Genomic DNA, 20,155 nt, shown 5'->3' on the forward strand with positions numbered 1-20,155 from the left:
ATTTTCAAAGGAGCCTTCCCGATGAAGTACCTCGTCTACGTCAAGGATCGCACCTCGGGCCCCCAGCCCCAGGACCCCATCGCCCTCAACCGCGCTGTCCGTGACTGGGTGGGCGCTCGCCTCCAGGACGGCACCTTCGACTGTGCCTACTACGTCCTCCCGAAGATGGGCCTCTGCATCCTCAACGCCGACTCGCATGAGTCGCTGCTGACGCTGCTCCGCGCCTGGCCGTCCTTCGCGTTCCAGGAGTTCGAAATCCACATGCTGGCGGACGTGCGCCACGGCATCGACAACAACTTCGAGCGCCTGCAGAAGGCTCAGGGCCAGAGCGAGAGCGCGGCCTGACGCACCACCCGGGAGAGCTGCCATGAGCACCGCCACCGCCCAGAAGGGCGCAGAACCCCTGGTTCCTGAGCGCATGCCGCTCGACAACCGCCGGGCCTTCTACGAGCGCATCGAAGCCAACAACAAACCCGTCATCCTCACCGACGCCATGAAAGGCTGGCCTGCGGCCGAGCGGTGGACCTTCGACTACTTCGCCACGAAGTACCGCGACGTGAGCGTCCCCGTGGAGTGGCTGCAATACAACGCCAAGGACACGGGCGGCGTGGAGCGCGTGGGCCGCGTGCGGAAGATGAGCATGCAGGAGTACGTCGACACGCTGAAGGCGAAGGGCGGCGAGACGCCGGGCTACCTCATCGGCAATGACCTGTTCCGCACCCTGCCGGAGCTGCACAAGGACGTCCGCTTCGACGATTACGCCGTCCAGCGCAAGCTCACCGAGCAGCTCTTCTTCATGGGCCCGCGCGGCACCTTCACCCAGCTCCACCTGGACCGCGCCCACAACCTGCACGCCGTCATGGTGGGCCGCAAGCAGTGGCAGTTGTATTCGCCCAAGCGGGACGCGGAGCTGAGCCCGGCGAAGCTCAGCCACCCGTGGTCCGTCGTGAGCGCCCACGACCTGACGCCCCACGGGGGCAAGGCGGACCAGCTCCCCGGCGGCCTCGTCCCGGATTACGACTTCGTCTTGGAGGCCGGGGAGATTCTCTACCTGCCCTACGGCTGGTGGCACCGCGTCTACACGGTGGAGGACGCCATCGCCACCAACTACTGGTGGTGGACCTGGTCGATGCTGGCCAGGCTGGGCCCGAAGCTCATCCCCTCCATCGCCCTGAGCGCGGTGGGCCGCATCCGCAAGCAGCAGAAGCTGGGCCGCGAGTACCGCGAGCAGTAAGGCGGCCCCGAGGCCTCACTCCAGTTCGATGAGGGCGCCCACGATGGCGCCCTGCGCGACGTTCACCACGCCGGTGCCCCGCCGCATGGGGCACATGCGGAGGAAGTGCCCGCCGTAGGTCTCTCCGAGCACGAAGAGCCCCCAGACGGCGATGTGGGGCACCACCGTGCCTTCCGGTCCCAGCGCGTGGAGGGGCATCGGGTGCACGCGCTCCTGCACCACCCAGCCGCCCACGTCGAGCGCCTTGCGCACGGCCGTGTCCCACTCAGCGGCGGAGGTCGTCCCACCCACCAGAACGGACTCGCCGCCGTAGTCCCGGCCCGGCTTGAGAACCAGGGACTCGCGTTGCGAGGCCAGCAGCTCCGGAACCAGGTACCGCGCCCCGTCCCGATCGACGTGCGTCCGTTCCACCCGGCATGACCAGGGCACGTTCCGGCGCACCAACTCCTGTTCCGCCTCGGACAGCGCGGGCGACGTAACGTGCTCCCAGAGCAGCGCGAGGTTGCGCTTGTCGTCGAGCACATCCTGCGCCGGGCCGTTGAGGAGGCTGACCGTCCGGGCATCGAACGCGGCCTGGGCCTGCGCGACGTAGGTCGCTCCCGCCATCGCCTGTCTGTCTCGCGCGTCGTACTCCACAACGGCGTGCAGCCGCTTGCCCCGGAGCGTGAGGTGGGCGCCGGCCTCTGACTCCACCGATCCATAGGCGGCCAGGAGAACCTCGCCGCGCGCGCCTTCAGGCTGGAGGATCTCCTGGAGCTGGGCGGTGAAGAACCGGCTCACCTGCTCCGCCGGGCCTGCTTCCGGCATGGTGCTCGGGGAGAAGAGGATGCCGATGTTGCACTCCCCTTCCCAGTCGAGGTCGCGCCGCACGGTCTCGACAACGTTGGAGAAGAAGTCGCGCAGCGTCCGCGGCTGACGGACGCGCAGCCGCTGCTCCATGGCGAAGCGCTGCATCGCGGGCTGCGCCAGCACCTGTTGGACGTGGATGGCCGTCTCCCAGCCCCCGACACCCGCGGTCAGGTTGAACTCCACGCACTTGAAGGCCGTGCCGTCATGGATGAAGTCACCACGGCCAATGGCTCCGCGGGCGTCATCCGTCCGCGCCAGGGCCTCGAGCGCCGCGTGCGCCCGCTCATGCGGCAGCCCGTAGAACGCCGCGGCGCGATCCGTGCCCCCCAGCAGGCGCCGGGGGGCCCGCTTGATGAGCCGGCAGAGCGCCGGGGCGACTTCCCGCATCTGTCGTGCGACCGGGCCCTCCACGAAGGTGGGCCACGCATGCAGCGCATAGGTGATGAACGGCGATGCCTCGTGCGGCTTGAAATTGTGGCGCGAAAGGGCCTCGGGGACGCGCTCTGTGAACTCCAGGAATGCAGCGGCGGCAGGGGAAAGCTGGCCGTGCAGCGCTTTGACTTCTGGAGGAAATTGTCCGCCGGGAATCGGCTCGGGCACGCTCATGGGCGTACGGCTCCTTCATGTACAGGGGTGAAACCGTTGAAAGGCCGCGGCCTCCTCAAGACATCTCGCAGACCAGCCGCAGCTCGCTCGTGTAGCGGCGCTGAGCCGCGTCGGTGAGCCAGAGGTGTTCGGGGTCCGGCAGCATCTCCGAGAACTGGACGCGTGAAGCCGGCGACTCCTCCGCCGTGCGCCGCACCAGCTTCGCCATCATCTCCACCAGCAAGGGGCTGTCGAAGTCCACGAAGCACGGCTTGCGCTCCGTCGCCACCTTGAAGAACGCGAAGCGCGGAATGCCCAGCCCCTGCTGCCAACGCCGGGCCCCCAGCCATTGCGCCATCGGGTCCGTGAGTCCGGCGAAGCCCAGCTCGGAAGCAGGCGCGCTCCAGCGCTCACGGGCGACGACCACGCCATCCACCGTCACCCGAGGCGAGTAGTCATCGGCCAGCGCCAGGTCGAAGATGCTGGCGCAGCGCTGTTCCAAGAACACGGCCATGAACTCCATCAGGCCGAAGCGGCGCCCGCTCACGCGGTCGAGGACCTCCAGCGTGCCGTCACGCCGCTCCACCACCATGTCCCCCACGCGGAGCGCGCGAGCGCCCGGCTGGGGCGGCGGCTCCTGCCCGGAGAGGTAGTAGAAGCTGTCTCGCGGGAAGAGGCACGGCAGCGTCCGCTGGCTCCACTCGGACTTCGGGAACACGGGCACCACGTCGGCCCCGGTGGCACACCGCTCTGCGAGCGCGAAGAGTTCCTCGGGCGCTGGGTGCTGTTCCACGAAGAGCGAGGAGATGCTGTTGCACAAATGCAGTTCGCCCAGCACCAACTGGTAGTCCCCGGCGCGAACGCCCTCCTCGCTGGCCGCGTCAATCATCACGTCCGGTGAGGCATGCCAGCGGCTTCGCCACGCCGGGCCCGGCTCGCCGAAGACCTCGAGCACGTGGGGCCGGAGCGAATCAACGGTGCGCGTCTGGCGTCGGACCTCCGGCTCCAGGGCAAAGAGCTCACGCCAGCGCCGGCGATGCTCGGCGACGGCCTTGGCCACGGGCATCAGCTCCGCTTCAGAGGCCGGGTCCTTGAGTCCCTGCACGAAGGCGAGCTGGAGCGCGGTGAGCGACACAGGTGCGCCGCCTTCGGACAACCGGTCGAAGAGCGCATCCAGGCCCGCGCGCGTCCCCCGTGTCACCTCCCCCACCAGCCACCGTGCTCCGGTCAGCACCAGCTCCAGCACGGCTCCGAGCCGGCCAATCACCGGAGCGCCCAGCGTCAACGCGCCGTCCCGCGCACAGTCCTCGTAGATGAGCGTCCGCGAGGCATACGTCTGGCCCGCCGCGCGCGTCGGCGGCGCCCCCGTCACCTCCTGAAACACCGCCTCCAGCTCCGCGACCGCAGCATCCAGGGCCGCGGGCGTCCCCGCCGCGGCTTCGACAGCGGCCCGCGCGCGCTCCAGACGCTCCAGCGGCGCCAGCGCACGGGCCCGCGCGTCTGCATCCTCGATGGCCATCAACGCACCGCGCAGCACCACCTCGGGCCGGATGACGAGCGGCACCTCCCAGCCCCAGACCAGGACACCGAAACCCACCGCCTGTTCGAGCGCCGTGAAGATTTCATCCTGCGAGGCGAAGGCAGGCGAATCACCGGCCGTGAGCTCCCGCGCGATGCTCACGGCGCTGGCCGAGCCATCACACCGAGACAACAGCAGCGCCTGCTCCGGGCTCAGCTCCACTGGCGTCGGCATGGGGCCGTGAAGCACATGCCCCTCCAGCCGGAAGTATGGCAACAGCCGAGGCGGGGCCCAGTGACGCAGGGACGCATCGCGCGCCAGGGCGGCGCTGAGCGCATCCAGGCACCATGTCTCGAAATAGACCGCGCGCCGGGAGACGAGCCGCTGACCGGGCGTCCAGCGCAGCCCTTCATTCGACGGCGTGAGCCGAGCCCAGCCCACGGGACCAAAGAAGCCGATGGTGTCGTTCTTGGTGCTGTAGCGCTGGACGTAGGAGGCCACCAGCCGCTCACGCTGCCGGGCCTTGCTGTTCCGAGCGGTGGCGGGAAGGGCCGCCAGCGGCTCCACGCCCGTCTTGTAGGCATGGCGGTTCTGCCACAGGAGGGCCTCGCTCAGGTGGGACTGCCCCGCCAGCGAGCGCAGCGCCGCGCTGATACTCAGCAGGTCCGAGTCAAACGCGGTGCGCAGTGCGTCACCGGGTGTCTCAACCCCTGACGCGAGCCATGTATCGGCGGCGGAGGCCGCTGTCGGAGCCGCGAGCCGGAGCGCATCCTGAGTGGGAAAGCCGGCGCCACGCAGCGCGGCCCACGGCCACAGGGCCATTCCTGGAGCAAGGGAGACAAGCGCGGGTGCGTCGGGCTTCGCTGAATCCAGAGGCTCGGATACACCAGTCAAGGAAGTCTGCCCCTTCCGAATAATACGTTTACTCTAATATAGAGCCTCTCCCTTCCAACCACGAACCCTGTATGAACGCTCAATCATCATTGCCGCGCCTGTCGTATTTCACGGGTCGAGGCGTCGCTGAGAAGATCCGCCTGCTGCTCGCCGAGTCCGGAACGGAGTACGAGGACATCGACCTGGGCACGTATGACGTGCAGGCCAAGGTGAAGACACCGGCCTTCGAGGCCATGAAGGCGGCTGGCATGCTGGCCTTCGACAAGGTGCCGCTGTGGGAGGAGCCCGACGGCTTCCGCGTGGTGCAGAGCCTGGCCATCTTGCGTCACGTCGCGCGCACCCGCGGCCTCTATGGGAAGGATGCGCGGGAGACCGCCGCCTGCGACATGATCATCGACGGCGTCGAGGAAGTGACGGCGCGCGCGCGCAGCCTGACCTCGCTCACCCCGGAACAGCTCTCCGAGCAGCTCCCCATCATCCTGGGCGAGGAACTGCCGCAGTGGCTCGGGCACTTCGAGCGGCTGCTGAAGAGCAACGGAAGTGGTGATGGCTTCTTCGTCGGTCCCTCCGTGACGGTGGCGGACACCAGCGTCTTCGGCTTCCTGGAGCTGCTCGTGGACAACGGCCTCCAGGATCTTCTGGAGAGCACCTACCCTGGGCTGTTCGGGTTCTTCGAGCGCATGAAGCAGCGCCCCAACCTCGCGCGGCACCTCGCCAGCCCCAAGCGGCACCCCGCCGTCCAGCTCCTCAACGGCTGAGCGGATCCGCGCCCGACGGAGCCCCCCGGCCATGACGCTTACCCTGAAATTCCACGACTCCGTCAGCCACCTGAGCGACGCGGAGCTGGATGCCCTCACCTCCGAGTCGAGCGTCTTCTTCGGCCGGCGCTGGTTCCGCATGCTGGACGCGGTCGACCTGTCCGCCATGGCCCGGGGGGAGCTGTCCCTGCGATATGCCATTGCGTATCAGCAGGGCACTCCCGTCGCGCTGTGCCCGTGTTTCATCACCCGCAGCAAGACCATCTACACGCCCTACTCGCTGGAGCATTTCCTCTTCACCAGTTGGAAGAAAGGCTTCGCCAACGGGCCGGCCTGGAGCCGGGCAGCCATCGCTGCGGCGGACCTCTACCGCAACGTGGCCTGGCGCACGGGAGCAGGCTTCGATGGCGGCGTCTTCGTCACCAGCCCGCTCAGCATGCGGAGCAGCATCCACTGTGCCGCGCAGTCCGTGGACGGCGCGAAGCAGGCGCGGGAGCTCATCCTCCAAGGGCTCCGGGAGCTCGCCACCAGCGAGCGGCTGCCGCTCTACTTCTACGGCGTGGAACGGGATGACACGACGCTGAGAGAGGCGCTCACCTCGGCGGCGTTCCAGGAAATCTTCATCTACGACGACAACGTCATGGATGTCCCGGGGGACAACTTCGACGCCTATCTGGGGCAGTTCAAGAGCGACGTCCGGCGGGTGCTCAAGAAGGAAATGGCTCACGCTCGGGATGCGGGCGTTCGCTTCGAGCGCGTCTCCCGGATGGGCGAGATGGCGGAGCAACTGGAGCGGTTCTACGAGGTGACCTACTCCAAGTACGGCAACGAGCACCTCCGCCATCCTTCCACGTTCTGGGCAGCGCTCGACGAGCACGTCTCGCCCGAGGCCGAGGCCGTGGTCGCCTACCAGAACGACGACCCCATCGGCTTCTCCCTGCTGCTCCACAAGAACGAAGAGATGTGGTTCTACCGGGTCGGCCGCGCCGAGGCCGGAGCATCCGAGACGCCGCTGTACTTCAACCTCGCCTTCTACGAGCCCCTGCGCCGGGCCTATGAGCTCGGCGTCAAGAAACTCTGGCTGGGCTCCAGCGGGTACGAGACGAAGCGGCGCCGTGGCGCACGCAGGCACGGCCTGTACAGCTACCTGTGGATTCCGGGGCGCTGGTCACGCACGGTGCTTCAGCCTTACGTGTCTGCCTACTCTCGCGTGGCAATGGCCATGGCGGCTAGCGGCACCCAGAACGCTCGCATTCGCAAGACACCCTGAAACTTCGAGGTGGGGACCTCCGCATCGCCCCCGCCCCAAACGATGCCCACGAGGGACGGCCCCTTCATGCGAGCCGTCCATCACATCAAGTCGTGGAGCGGTCACGCATCATCATCGTCGTCGAAGCGACGAAGGTTGCGCTGCCGCGCCAGGGTCTGCTTGCGACGCTGGAGCGAAGCATCCACCGCTGGCGCCTCTTCACGGCGCTCCTGCCCCTCCGCTTCCGCCGGCTTCAGCAGCGCTGCCAGGGCTTCCACGGTGACGCCTTCGTAGAGGCTCGACGCAGGCAGGTCCAAGCCCAACTGCTTCTTGATGCGGCCACTGAGCTGCACGGCGATGAGCGAGTCGCCGCCGAGTTCGAAGAAGTTGTCCTGGATGCCGATGGGCGCCACGCCCAGCATCTCCTGCCACAGCTCCACCAGCGACCGCTGAAGTGGCGTGCCCGCCATGACATACGCACTGCGAAGCTGCGGGCGCGGCTGGTACGGGCGAGCACTGACAGCTTCGCCTCCCTGTTCCGCCTGCGAGGCCTGAGGCGTGGCGTCCTCCGCCGCCGTCACGGGCTGGGATGCAATCGTGACCCGAGGCGCGGTCTCGACGGCGGCGGGTTCGATCCAGAAGCGCTGGCGCTCGAAGGGATAGGTGGGGAGCGGCACCCGGTAGCGAGCCTCCGCGCCATGGAACCCCTTCCAGTCCACGCGGACGCCTGCTTGCCACAGCCGGCCGAGCGTCTCATAGGCCAGCGGCGCCATGCCGGCAGTGGCCCCGCCGTCCTTGGGCGGAGGCATGGAAGCCAGCACCGTGTGTGATGTCGTGAAGGCGGGGTGACGCTTCGCCAGCTTCCCCAGCACCTGGCCCGGGCCTGCCTCCAGCAACACGCGCCTGGTGTCGGTGAGGAGCGCGTGCAAGCCGTCCGCGAAGCGCACCGTCCCGCGCAGGTGCTCGGCCCAGTAACGAGGGCTCGTCGCCTGCTCAGCCGTCACCCAGGTACCGGTGACGTTGGAGACGAATGGAAGCGTGGGCGCCGCCAGCGGTACCGTGGCCACCTGCCCGGCGAACGCGTCGAGGATGGAGTCCATCATCGACGAGTGGAAGGCATGCGACGTCACCAGCGGCTGGCACTGAATCCCCGCCTCCTGGAGCTGCTTTCGCACCGCTTCGACAGCCGGGTGCGTCCCCGACAGCACGCACTGCATGGGGCCATTGAGGGCCGCCAGACTGAGCTCGGCTCCGCCTGCGCGCAGGTACGGCTGAACCTCGTCCTCGGACAGGGGCACCGCCAGCATCGCACCGGAAGGAAGTCCCTGCATGAGCCGGCCACGCGCGGCCACCAGTCTCAGTGCATGCTCCAGCGAGAAGACACCCGCGAGGCACGCCGCCACGTATTCGCCGATGCTGTGTCCCAGCATCGCCTGCGGCATCACGCCCCAGGACATCCACAGGCGCGCGGTAGCGTACTCCAGCGTGAAGAGCGCGGGCTGCGTGAGCGCCGTCTGCGCCAGCTTCGTCCCGCTGACCTCGGCGGCCTCGGGCTGAGGGTACAGCACCGTACTCAGGTCCAGTCCGTCCAGGTGGGGCTTCAGCAACTCCGCGCAGCGGTCCACCTCGGCGCGGAAGACGGGCTCTGCCTCGTAAAGCGCTCGCCCCATGTCCACGTGCTGCGAGCCCTGGCCCGGGAAGAGGAACGCCACGGACCGCTCCACCGCGTCCTGCGCCTCCGTGAACACGCGAGGGCTTTGTGGCTGCGACAGCGCGCCGACCGCATCCTCCGCGCTGCGAGCCAACACGAAGCGACGGTGCAGGAAGCGTTGGCGTCCGCCCTGGAGCGTCCAGGCCACGTCCGCCAGATTCATACCCCCTTGGTTCTTCAATGACTCCACCAGCCGCGTCGTGACCGACTCCAACGCCGAGGGCGTCCGGGCTGACAGCGGCAACAGGTGCCATGCACGTCGCGAGGGTGCGCTCGCGGGCAACCGGGGAGCCTCCTCCAGCACCACGTGCGCGTTGGTGCCACCCACGCCGAAGGAGCTCACGCCCGCGCGTCGCGGCGAGTCCCCCGCGGGCCAGGGCTTGAGCGTGGCGTTGACGTAGAACGGGCTGCTGTCGAAGTCGATGGCTGGGTTGGGCCGCTCGTAGTGAAGGCTGGGCGGCAGCTCGCCGTGCTTTAGCGCCATCACCGTCTTCAGCAGGCCGGTGACTCCCGCCGCCGCGTCCAGGTGGCCCAGGTTGCCCTTCACCGAGCCCAGCGCGCAGAAGCGCCGCCGCTGGGTGGTAGCACGGAAGGCCTTGGTGAGCGCCTGCACCTCGATGGGGTCGCCCAGCGGCGTGGCGGTGCCATGGGCCTCCACGTAGCTGATGTCGTCCGCCTCCAGTGCCGACGCCGCGAGCGCCTCCGCCACCACCTGAGCCTGACCATCCACGCTGGGCGCGGTGAAGCCCGCCTTCAGCGCGCCGTCATTGTTGGTGGCCGTGCCCTTGATGACGGCGTGGATGGTGTCACCGTCCCGCACTGCGGCTCGCAGCTTCTTCAGCAGCACCACGCCCACGCCGCTGCCGAAGAGCGTGCCCTGTGCCTTCGCATCGAAAGGCCGGCAGTGGCCATCCGGAGAGGCCATGCCGCCCTCCGCGTGCCGGTACCCGTTGAAGAACCCCACGTTGACGGACGCACCGCCCGCGAGCGCCATGTCGCACTCGCCATTGAGCAGGCTCTGGCAAGCCTGGTGCACCGCCACCAACGAGGTGGAGCACGCGCTCTGCACGGTGTGACTGGCACCCCTCAGGTTGAGCTTGTACGAGACGCGGGTGGCCAGGAAGTCGCCCCCGTTGCCGATGTTCACCTGCACCGGCTCGAAGGACTCCAGCACGCGCGGGTTCCGCGCCAGGTTCATCAACAGGTACGTGTTGAGCGTGGCACCGCCGAACACGGAGATGGCGCCGACGTAGTCACGCGGTGAGTAGCCAGCGTGCTCGAGCGCCTCCCAGGACGCCTCCAGGAAGACACGGTGCTGGGGGTCTGTGATTTCCGCCTCGCGTGGCGGCATCTCGAAGAAGGCCGCGTCGAACGACTCCGGCTCTGGAAGGATGGCCGCGGCTCGCACGAAGGACGGGGCCTCCAGCCGCTCCTCCGGCACACCGGCCGCGCGGGCCTCCTCCTTGGAGAAGAAGCGGATGGACTCCACTCCCTCACGGAGATTGGCCCAGAGCGTGTCCACGTCCCGAGCGCCGGGAAAGCGCCCGGCCATGCCGATGATGGCGACGTCGGCGTCGTCGAACTCCTCAGGGAGCTTGCTGTCCAAGGTGTCGTCTCCAGGTTCTCGTAGGTCGAAGGGGCTTCAATGCGTGCACGCGCCCTACTCGCGACGGCTGCGCCGCTCTCTGCGCTGAGCCCCACGGCTCTGGCTGGACTCGAAGGCGGTGGTCTCCGCTGGAGCCGGTCCCTGTCCCAGCTTCTTCGCCAGGGTGGCCACGGTGGGGGCCTCGAAGACGCTGGTGAGGGGCACGTCCCGCCCCAGTTCCCGCTTCATGCGCCCGACGATCTTCAGCCACAGGAGTGAATTCCCTCCCAGGTCGAAGAAGTTGTCGTGAATGCCCAACTGCTCCAGTCCCAGCTGCTCCTGCCACACACGCACGAGCGCGCGCTCCACCTCATCGGTGGGTGCCACATACTCAGTGCCCAGCGCGGGACGTGAGTGCAACGTGCCCCCCGCGTCCTTCTTCGCGCCCGCGCCCTCGCGCCGTACCCACTGCGCCACGCGCGCGTCCAGGTTGCCCGTGGACACCAACACCTGCCCTTCCAGCGGCGCCTCCACCACCCGGCGAAAGGCCTCCACCGCCTCGTCGGGCGTCATGGCGAACTGGTCGATGCTGGTCTGGACCGCCTTCGCGCCCTCGGCGGCATCCACGGGCCACCCATCCCAGTTGGTGCTCAGCCATCGCGTGCCCCCGGTCCGCGAGCGCGCCGCCGCGAATGCATCCAGGAAGGCATTGGCCGCCGCGTAGGCCCCCAATCCCAGGCCGCCCAGCACCGTGGCGTTGGAGGACACCAGCAGCACGAAATCCAACGCGCGGCCCGCCAGCGCCCGGTCCAGTGCATATGTGCCATGCACCTTCGCCCGGAAGTGCGGCGCGCACGTCGTCGGCTCCATGGTTCCAAGCAACGACACCGCGCCGTCGCCCGCGAGCCCCGCGGCGTGGATGACGCCATCCAGCGCGCCAAAGCGAGAATCCACGTCCGCCAGGACCGCGCGCAACTGCGCCTCATCCGCCACATCCGCGCGAGCCACCAGCACCTCCGCTCCCGCGGCCTCCAGCGCTCGCACCGCACGTTGACGACGGCCATCCGCGTCCTGCTCCACGCCGGAGCGCCCCACCAGGACCAGCCGCGCCTGCCTGGTGCGCGCCAGATAATCCGCCATCCGCAGGCCCACGCCGCCCAGGCCGCCCGTGATGACGTAGACGCCGCGCTGCTTGAGGGGCCAGGACGCCGGCGTGTCGGCTTCGATGCGCAGCGGCTCGTACGCCTGCACCTGCCGATGAGGGCCGCGCCAGGCCACCACCGGCTCCGAGGCATCCGACGTCACCTCCCGCACCAATGCGTCCACCGATGGCGTGCGGACGTCCACGTAGCGGCACGCCACGGTGTCCAGCTCTTGCGGAATCACCTTGCACAGCGCCGGCAGCGTGGCGCGCTCGGGAGCCACCGCGTCGGCGCTCTCCACCTCCAGCGCTTCGCGCCCCACCACCGTCAACTCCACGGGCCCGGGCAGCTCCGCACCGGACAGGGCCTGCGCAAGCCGCAGCACGCCAAAGAAACCGCGCGCCTGGGCCTCGTCGAAGTCCGCCCCGGACACATCGAGGCTCCAGAGGTACACCACGCGCTCCACGTTGAAGCTCCGAGCCTTCAACGCATGCAGCAACTGGGCGTGGTCCTCACGCGCTCGCCCATCCACGGTGAACTCGTGCTCCGTCACCTGACGGAAACCGGGGCCGGGCGTCACGCGAATGACACCGTGGCCCAGTCGCTCCAACCGCTCCGCCAGGGCCGCCCCCAGGCCCCCCGCATCCTGGTAGACGACCCATCCGCGCGACATCACGGGCCCTGCCTTGGGCATCAACGGCGCACGCTGCCACGAGGGCAGATAGAACCAGCCGGCCACGTCCGCGCTCTTGCGCGCGCCCCCCCTGCGACGCGAGGAGGACGCCTCCGGCGCCAGCCAGTAATCCTGGCCCTCGAAGGGATAGGTCGGGAGCGGCACACGCAGACGCCGAGCACCGCCATGTACCGCGTTCCAGTCCACCTCCATACCCGCCGCCCAGAGCCGGCCGACAGTGGTGGTGAGAAACGCGTCATCCGGCACCGGGTCCTGGGGGTGACGCAGCGAGGAGAGGACCGAGGGGGCCTTGGGCCCATTGAGCTGCAGGCGCGCCAGTGTCCCCAGCGTGCGGCCTGGACCGACCTCCAGGTAGACGCGGCCAGGCTGCGCGGCCAGCGTGCGGATGCCGTCACCAAAGCGCACTGTCTGCCGCAGATGCCGCGTCCAGTAAGCCGGGTCCACCGCCTCCTCGGGCGTCATCCACGTGCCGGTGACGTTGGAGACAATGGGCAATGTGGGCGCATTGCGCGTCAGGGTCCCCACGAAGGACTCGAAGCGCGCGAGGATGGGCTCCACCAGGTGCGAGTGCGCCGCCACATCGATGGGGATGTGACGGAACTCCACCTCGCGCCGGGTCAGCTCGGCGGCCAGCGCCTCGACGGCCTCCACCGTCCCGGCGACCGCGCACTGCGCGGGTCCGTTCATCGCGGCAATGGACAGCGAATCCCCCAGCAACGGGCGAAGCTCCGCCTCGGGCAATGGGACGCTGAGCATGCCGCCACCGGGCAGTTCTTCGAAGAGCTTGCCGCGCAGCACTACCAGCGCCAGTGCGTCCTCCAAGGAGAAGACGCCCGCGAGGCAGGCCGCAGCGTACTCGCCCAGGCTGTGGCCGATGAGCGCCTCGGGCTTCACGCCCCAGGATTGCCACAACTGCGCCAGCGCGTATTCCACGGTGAAGAGCGCAGGCAGCGCCAGCGAGGTGCGCTTGAGGCGCTGCACGGCATCCGCGGCATTCGCCGCGTCCGGGTACATGACGGGCCGCAAGTCAAAGCCCAGCCGGGGCCGCAGCAGCCCACAGCAGCGGTCCACGGCCTCGCGGAACACCTTCTCGGAGGCGTAGAGGCCACGGCCCATGTCCGGGTACTGCGCGCCTCCGCCGGGGAACATGAAGACGGCCGACGGCGTGCTGTTGCCTGGGGCCAAGGTAAACATGCGCTGCGGGTCCTTGGACTCCAGCGCCGCCACGGCGCTCGCCCGGTCCACACACACCACCACGCGGCGCAGCTCCATGGGCTTGCGCCCGACCTGAAGCGTCCAGGCCACGTCCGCGAGCTGCTGCTCCGGGTGGGCCTGCAAGTGCGCCAGCAGCGCGGCCGTCTGGGACTCCAGCGCCGAGGCTGTCTTCGCGGACAACACCAGGAGCTGCCATGGGCGCGCCGCATCGCCCGGGAGGGTGGCAGGCGCCTCCTCCAGGATGACGTGCGCGTTGGTGCCACCAATCCCGAATGAGCTCACCCCCGCGCGCCGAGGCGTGTCCCCCACCGGCCATGGCTTGAGCGCGGCGTTGACGTAGAAGGGGCTGCTCTCGAAGTCGATGCGTGGGTTGGGCTTCTCGTAGTGCAGGCTGGGAGGCAGCTCGCCATGCTCCAGCGAGAGCACCGTCTTCAGCAGGCCGGTGACGCCCGCCGCCGCGTCCAGGTGGCCCACATTGGTCTTCACCGAGCCCAGCCCGCAGAAGCCACGCCTGTCCGTCCCCGCGCGGAAGGCCTCCGTGAGGGCCTGCACCTCCACGGGATCTCCCAGCGGCGTGGCGGTGCCATGCGCCTCCACGTACGAGATGGAGTCCGGGGACACCTCCGCCACGGCCTGTGCGCGGGCAATGACCTCCGACTGTCCCTCGACCCCGGGGGCGGTGTAGCCCACCTTCATGGCGCCGTCGTTGTTGATGGCCGAGCCACGAATGACGGCGTGGATGGTGTCACCATCGTTCAGCGCGTCCTCCAAGCGCTTGAGCACCACCACGCCCGCGCCGCTGCCGAAGAGCGTGCCCTGCCCCTGGGCGTCGAACGCGCGGCAGTGCCCGTCCGGAGAGGTGATGCCGCCGTCCTGAGAGTGGTAGCCCGTGCGCTGGGGCATGTGCACGGACACGCCGCCCGCCAGCGCCACGTCGCACTGGTAGCCCAGCAGCGACTGACAGGCGAGGTGCGTGGCCACCAGCGACGTCGAGCACCCCGTCTGCACGGTGAGCGCGGGCCCCTTGAGATTGAAGTGATAGGCCACGCGCGTGGCCAGGAAGTCTTTGTCGTTCCCGACCATGGCCGGGAACGTGTCCTCGGCCTGCTGGAACTCCGCCCGGGAGAGCAGATTGAACAGCAGATAGGTGCTCAAGCTGGAGCCCGCGAAGACGCCGGTGGAGACCGTCAACCGGCCCGGGGCGTAGCCCGCGTGCTCCAGCGCCGACCAGGCACACTCCAGGAAGATGCGGTGCTGCGGGTCCAGCAACTCCGCCTCACGTGGGGCGTATCCGAACAATGCCGCGTCGAAACGCCCTGGCCGCGCCAGGACAGGGGCTGCGCGAACGAAGTTTGGATTGGCCAGCCAGCCGGGCTCCACGCCCAACGCCTTCATCGCTTCGTTGGTGAAGAAGGTGATGGCCTCCCTGCCCTCACGCAGCAGGCGCCAGAAGGCGTCCACGTCTTCGGCACCGGGCACGCGGGCGGCCATGCCGACAATGGCTACCGCGAGACTCGCGTCCCCCTCATACCGGGTGTGACGACCCATGTTTGTCTACCCCTGCTTCCTTGCGCACGGCTGATGGAGCTCGAACCGCTCGAGCTGCTGCTCCGAGCGCCCCTGGGACGAGACTCGGCGGCGCTTCGATGAACTGAAGGACTGGACGGACTCACGTCAGGGGACGCCAGCATCCCAATCACCGGATGCCCGACATGCACCTGCCTGCCGCGTGCTCGCCCGCTCTCTCTGAGAACGGCAACTACACTCCAGGTAGCTCATCCTGGTACCAGTATGACATTGCCTACCGCGGCAACCTCAGTCGTAATCCAGCGATATCAGCCTAGTCAATTTACCAAGAAAAAGTAACTTGGCGTGCCTTATAAGTTTTTCCTGCTGTAGCGACTTTCATCCTGAAACCTGCTTTACTTGAAGCGCTGGGGGCCTGCTTCGTTGCTTGCTGTTTCGCGCGCCAGGGCCCTCAGCGTGCTCCGGAATGGAACCGCTGCGCGCGAGCGTGCGGGACCTCCGACTCCCGAAAACATCTTGGGGACTCAAGAAATCATGGCTGGCGACACCCACTGGAACGGGCTGGAGATTGCAATCATCGGGATGGCCTGTCGCTTTCCCGGGGCCTGTAACGCCGAGGCGTACTGGCGGAACCTTCGGGATGGCGTCGAGTCCATCACCTTCCTCCAGGAGTCGGAGCTGGAGCCTTCCGTCATGGAGGACCCGGCGCTGCGCAAGTCACCGCAGTACGTGCGCGCCGCGGCCCCCATCGAGGGCGCGGACCTGTTCGACGCGGCCTTCTTCGGCATCACCCCCAAGGAAGCCGAGGTGATGGATCCGCAGCAGCGTGTCTTCCTGGAGTGTGCCTGGGCGGCACTGGAAGACGCGGGCTACGACCCCGAGCGCTATCGGGAGCACATCGGCGTCTACGCAGGCGCCCGGACCAACACGTACGTCTTCAATCTCTTCTCCAACCCGGCCGCGCTGGGGATGCTCGGCGCGTTCGAGGTGGGCCTCGGCAACGACCTGGCCTTCCTCAGCACGCGGGTGGCGCACCGGCTCAACCTGAAGGGTCCGGCCTATTCCCTGCACACCGCCTGCTCCACCTCGCTGGTGGCGGTGCACCTGGCTTCCCAGGCGCTCCTCGCGGGCGAATGCCGCATGGCCCTCGCTGGCGGTGTAGCCCTCCAGTCGCCTCAGCGCACCGGCTACCTGTATCAATTTGGTGGTGTTGCATCGCCAGACGGACGCTGCCGCGCCTTTGATGCGCAGGCGCAGGGCACCCTCTTCGGTAACGGCGCGGGCCTGGTGGTGCTCAAGCGCCTGGAGGACGCCCTGGAGGATGGAGACACCATCCACGCCGTCATCCGTGGCTCGGCCATCAACAACGACGGCGCCCAGAAGGCCAGCTTCAACGCCCCCAGCGTCCAAGGCCAGTCACGCGTCATCCGCAATGCCTTGCTGACAGCGGAGGTGGACGCGCGGAGCATCACCTATGTGGAGGCCCATGGCACGGGCACCCAACTGGGAGACCCCATCGAGGTGCGCGCGCTCACCCGCGCCTTCCGGACGAGCACCCAGGACACAGGCTTCTGCGCGCTCGGCTCGGTGAAGCCCAACATCGGCCACCTGGATGCCGCGTCTGGAATCGCCAGCCTCATCAAGACGGTCCTCGCGCTGAAGCACCAGCAACTGCCGCCCACACTGCACTTCCAGGAGCCCAATCCGCAGATTGACTTCGCCACCAGTCCCTTCTTCGTCAACGCCACCCTGAGGGACTGGGCACCGGGCTCCTCCCCTCGCCGAGCCGGCGTCAGCGCCTTTGGCATTGGTGGCACCAACGCGCACATCATCCTCGAGGAGGCCCCCTCCGTCGCCCCCACCGCGGACGCCCGTCCCTGGTACGTGCTGCCGTTGTCGGCGAAGACGAGCACCGCCCTGGATGCCGCGACGGAGTCGCTGGCTGCCCACCTGGAACAACACCCGGAGCAGGCGCTGAAGGACGTGGCCTACACGCTGCAAGTGGGTCGGCAGGCCTTCCAGCACCGCCGCATCGCCGTGGTGAAGGACCGGGAGCACGCCATCCGCGTCTTGCGAGGCGAGGAGCCAGAGCGGCTGGTGACGCTGAAGCAAGAGGCGCGAGGCCGCCCCGTGGCGTTCCTCTTCCCGGGAGGAGGCACTCACCACCTGGGCATGGGCGCGGGCCTGTACCGCACGGAGTCCGTCTTCCGTGAGGCCGCCGACGAGGTCGCCAGCGTCCTGCGCCCACACCTGGGCGTGGACCTGCGCACGGTGCTCTACCAGGAGCCCCTCCAGGAGGTGCCGGGGCTTTCCCGCAACGCGCTCGCGCTGCCCGCCATCTTCCTGACGGAGTACGCCCTGGCGCGGCTGTGGATGTCATGTGGCGTGGAGCCGGAGCAGATGCTCGGCCACAGCCTGGGCGAGTACGCGGCGGCGTGCCTCGCCGGTGTGCTGTCGGTGGAGGATGCGGCGGCCCTGGTGGCCCTGCGTGGCCAGCTCATGGATGAGCTGCCCGCCGGGTCCATGCTGAGCATCAGCCTTCCCGAGGCGGAGGTGGTGCCGCTGCTGGGCCAGGAGCTGGACCTCGCGGCGGTGAATGCGCCCTCGCAGTGCGTGGTCTCCGGCCCACTCGCGGCGGTGAAGCGATTGATGGCGGAGCTGACGGCGCGAGGCGTGGAGCACCGCCAACTGCACGTGGAGGCGGCGGCGCACTCGCGCATGCTGGAGCGCATCCTGCCGCGCTTCCACGAGCGCGTGTCCCGTCTGACACTCCGTCCACCCGAGCGGCCCTACATCTCCAGCCGGACCGGCCAGCCCGTCACGGGGGACGAGGTGACGCAACCGCGGTACTGGGTGGACCACCTGCGCCACTCGGTGCGCTTCCGGGACGGCATGCAGGTGCTGCTGGAGGACTCGACGCGCGTCCTGCTGGAGGTGGGTCCCGCGCAGTCGCTGACCGCCGTGGCAAGGCTCCAAGGCGAGCCCGCAGCCGCGCGCACCATCGTCTCCTCCGCACGTCATCCCAAGGATGACCAGCCGGACGAGGCCGTCTTCTTGAATGCGCTGGGACGGCTGTGGCTCGCGGGAGTGGAGGTGGACTGGAGCGGCGTGCACGGGTCAGAGACGGTCCGGCGCATCCCCCTTCCCACGTACCCCTTCGAAGGACAGCGGTATTGGGTTGCTCCGCTGGACCGGTCCGCCGCGCTGCTGGCCTCGCAGGCTGCGGGCGCCAGCAAGCTGACCGACATCGCGGACTGGTTTCACCTGCCCTCGTGGCGGCGCACGCCCCCGGCCACGCCGGCGCCCTCCGCGCTCGCCCAGCCCCGGTGCTGGGTGGTGTTCACCGACGGAGGCCCGTTGGCCTCGCGGCTCGTCTCCCGGTTGGAAGATGCGGGACAGTACGTCGTCACCGTGCACGCGGGCGCCGCGTTCTCCCGTGACGGCGAGCGGCTCTTCACCGTGACACCGAGCGTACCTGGAGACTACGTCGCGTTGCTGAGCGCGCTGGCGGAGCTGACACCCCGGCCTGAAGTGTTCGTCCACCTGTGGAGCCTGACGCCGCAGGGCGAGCGCGAGTCCGCGCTGACGCGGTTCCAGGCCGAGCAAGCGTTGGGCTACTACAGCGTGGTGCACCTGGGGCAAGCCCTAGCCGGACTGAAGGATGCACGCCCCCTCCGGGTGGAGGTCATCTCCAACCACCTGTTCGACCCAGACGGCCGAGCGGAGGCACTGCCGGAGAAGGCGCCCCTGTTGGGCCCCTGCCAGGTGCTGTCGCAGCAACACGTGCACATCACCGCGCGTGGCGTCGATGTAATCCTCCCTGGCGCAGAAGGCGTTGCGGCGCTAGCCGAACAGCTCGTCGCCGAGCTCGCCACGGAGGCACGAGACGTCCGGGTGGCCTTGCGCGGTTCACGCCGCTGGGTCCAGGAGCTTTCTCCCGTGCGGCTGACGGAGGCGGCCGCCCCCGCACGGCCTCTGCGTGAGCGCGGCGTGTACCTCATCACCGGTGGCCTGGGCCGCGTGGGCCTGCTGCTGGCCAGCCATCTGGCGCGCACGAAGCAGGCGCGGCTGGCCCTGGTGGGCCGCACGCCGCTGCCGCCCCGGCGGCTCTGGGATGATTGGGTTTCCACCCAGGGTGAGGACGACGACGCCAGCCTGCTCATCCAGCGCGTGCGTGAATTGGAGTCACACGGAGCAAAGGTGCTCGTCCTGAGCGCCGACGTCTCCAAGCCGCACTGGATGCAGGAAGTCCTGGCCGAGGTGGACCAGCGCTTCGGCGCGCTCCACGGGGTGCTGCACTGCGCGGACCTTCCCCTGGCTCCGCCCGAGCGGCCCCCGCCCTCCTCGACGAACACGGACGCGGAGGCCCGTTTCCGCGCCAAGGTACGCGGCACCTACGTGCTGGAGGACGTCCTGCGCGGCCGGGCGCTGGACTTCGTGATGCTGTTCTCCGCGTCGGCGGCCGTGCTGTCGCCGTTCGGCGACACGCCTTCGACGGCGGCCAACCTCTTCGTGGATGCGTTCGCGGCCCACCGCAGCCGGGACACAGGAACGCCTTGGATGAGCGTGGCCTGGGACCCGTGGCCGCGAGCAGCCGGCGCCAGCGATGCGCGCGCTCCTGACCTCGAGCCGTATGCCATGGCCGAGGACGAAGCCACCGAGGCCTTCCAGCGAGTCGTCACGGGCGGCCTGGATGGCCCGGTGGTGGTGGCCACGGGTGACGTGTCACGGCGACTGACTGCGTGGCTCCAGCGAGCGGTTGCGCTGCCCAAGGTCGCTCGCAAGGTCCGCACCGGAGACGAAGAGCTTCCCGCCAATGAGCTGGAGCGTGTCATCGCGAGCCTGTGGCAGGAGATCCTGGGCGTCGAACAGGTGGCGCGGCACGACCACTTCTTCGAGTTGGGTGGGCACTCGCTGCTCGCCACGCAGGTCGTCGGGCGGCTGCGCTCACGGTTGCAGTTGGACCTGAGTCTGGCACTGCTCTTCACGTCGCCCACCGTGGCGGGGCTGGCGAAGGCAATCGCCGACCTCCAGGCGCGGCAACAAGAGTCCCTCTATCGCGAGCTGCTCGACCGGGTCACCCGCGTCTCCGAGCAGGAGCTCGCCGAAGAGCTTCGACGCCGCGGCGTGAAGGCCGCGTGAACGGAAGCTCCAGCCCCCGCTGGAGCACCCGATCCCCCACTTTCTGGATAT

At 68.7% G+C, this 20,155-nt stretch carries 9 protein-coding genes; 5 read left to right on the plus strand and 4 right to left on the minus strand.

The features are described from left to right. The first annotated feature begins 21 nt into the window (after window positions 1–21). Together FL344_RS01610 and FL344_RS01615 are read left to right on the plus strand one after the other, a co-directional pair. Window positions 22–345 carry a hypothetical protein gene (locus FL344_RS01610; RefSeq protein ID WP_011553645.1) on the plus strand — a complete coding sequence of 108 codons (324 nt, stop codon included), beginning with the start codon at window positions 22–24 and terminating at the stop codon, window positions 343–345. Between the two features lie 22 nt (window positions 346–367). Further along, on the plus strand, window positions 368–1,234 hold the full coding sequence (locus FL344_RS01615) for a cupin-like domain-containing protein (RefSeq protein ID WP_141588874.1): 867 nt from the start codon (window positions 368–370) through the stop codon (window positions 1,232–1,234). Between the two features lie 15 nt (window positions 1,235–1,249). Here FL344_RS01615 and FL344_RS01620 read toward each other — a convergent pair whose 3' ends face one another. Further along, entirely contained in the window at window positions 1,250–2,689 is a 1,440-nt protein-coding gene (locus tag FL344_RS01620) for a circularly permuted type 2 ATP-grasp protein (protein WP_141617236.1), read from the minus strand. A gap of 55 nt (window positions 2,690–2,744) precedes the next feature. Then, the gene (locus FL344_RS01625) at window positions 2,745–5,009 is read right to left on the minus strand and encodes a lantibiotic dehydratase (RefSeq protein ID WP_141617237.1); all 2,265 of its coding nucleotides are present in this window, start codon (window positions 5,007–5,009) and stop codon (window positions 2,745–2,747) included. A gap of 143 nt (window positions 5,010–5,152) precedes the next feature. Between FL344_RS01625 and FL344_RS01630 the strand changes: the two genes are divergently transcribed. Together FL344_RS01630 and FL344_RS01635 are read left to right on the plus strand one after the other, a co-directional pair. Continuing rightward, entirely contained in the window at window positions 5,153–5,839 is a 687-nt protein-coding gene (locus FL344_RS01630) for a glutathione S-transferase (protein WP_141588871.1), read from the plus strand. A 31-nt stretch (window positions 5,840–5,870) separates the two neighbouring features. Next, window positions 5,871–7,109 (plus strand): GNAT family N-acetyltransferase, encoded by a 1,239-nt coding sequence (locus FL344_RS01635; RefSeq protein WP_141617238.1) that lies wholly within the window; start codon window positions 5,871–5,873, stop codon window positions 7,107–7,109. A 101-nt stretch (window positions 7,110–7,210) separates the two neighbouring features. On the opposite strand, the gene FL344_RS01640 is transcribed toward FL344_RS01635, so the two are convergent. Together FL344_RS01640 and FL344_RS01645 are read right to left on the minus strand one after the other, a co-directional pair. Next, window positions 7,211–10,405: a type I polyketide synthase gene (locus FL344_RS01640; RefSeq protein ID WP_141617239.1), complete on the minus strand. Its 3,195-nt coding sequence runs from the start codon at window positions 10,403–10,405 to the stop codon at window positions 7,211–7,213. 54 nt (window positions 10,406–10,459) lie between these two features. Beyond that, window positions 10,460–14,983: a type I polyketide synthase gene (locus tag FL344_RS01645; protein WP_141617240.1), complete on the minus strand. Its 4,524-nt coding sequence runs from the start codon at window positions 14,981–14,983 to the stop codon at window positions 10,460–10,462. Window positions 14,984–15,496: 513 nt separating this feature from the next. Here FL344_RS01645 and FL344_RS01650 point away from each other — a divergent pair. Next, window positions 15,497–20,104 carry a type I polyketide synthase gene (locus tag FL344_RS01650; protein WP_228564683.1) on the plus strand — a complete coding sequence of 1,536 codons (4,608 nt, stop codon included), beginning with the start codon at window positions 15,497–15,499 and terminating at the stop codon, window positions 20,102–20,104. Window positions 20,105–20,155 lie beyond the last annotated feature (51 nt).

The sequence above is a fragment of the Myxococcus sp. AB036A genome (assembly GCF_006547355.1).
Classification (GTDB): Bacteria; Myxococcota; Myxococcia; order Myxococcales; family Myxococcaceae; genus Myxococcus; species Myxococcus virescens.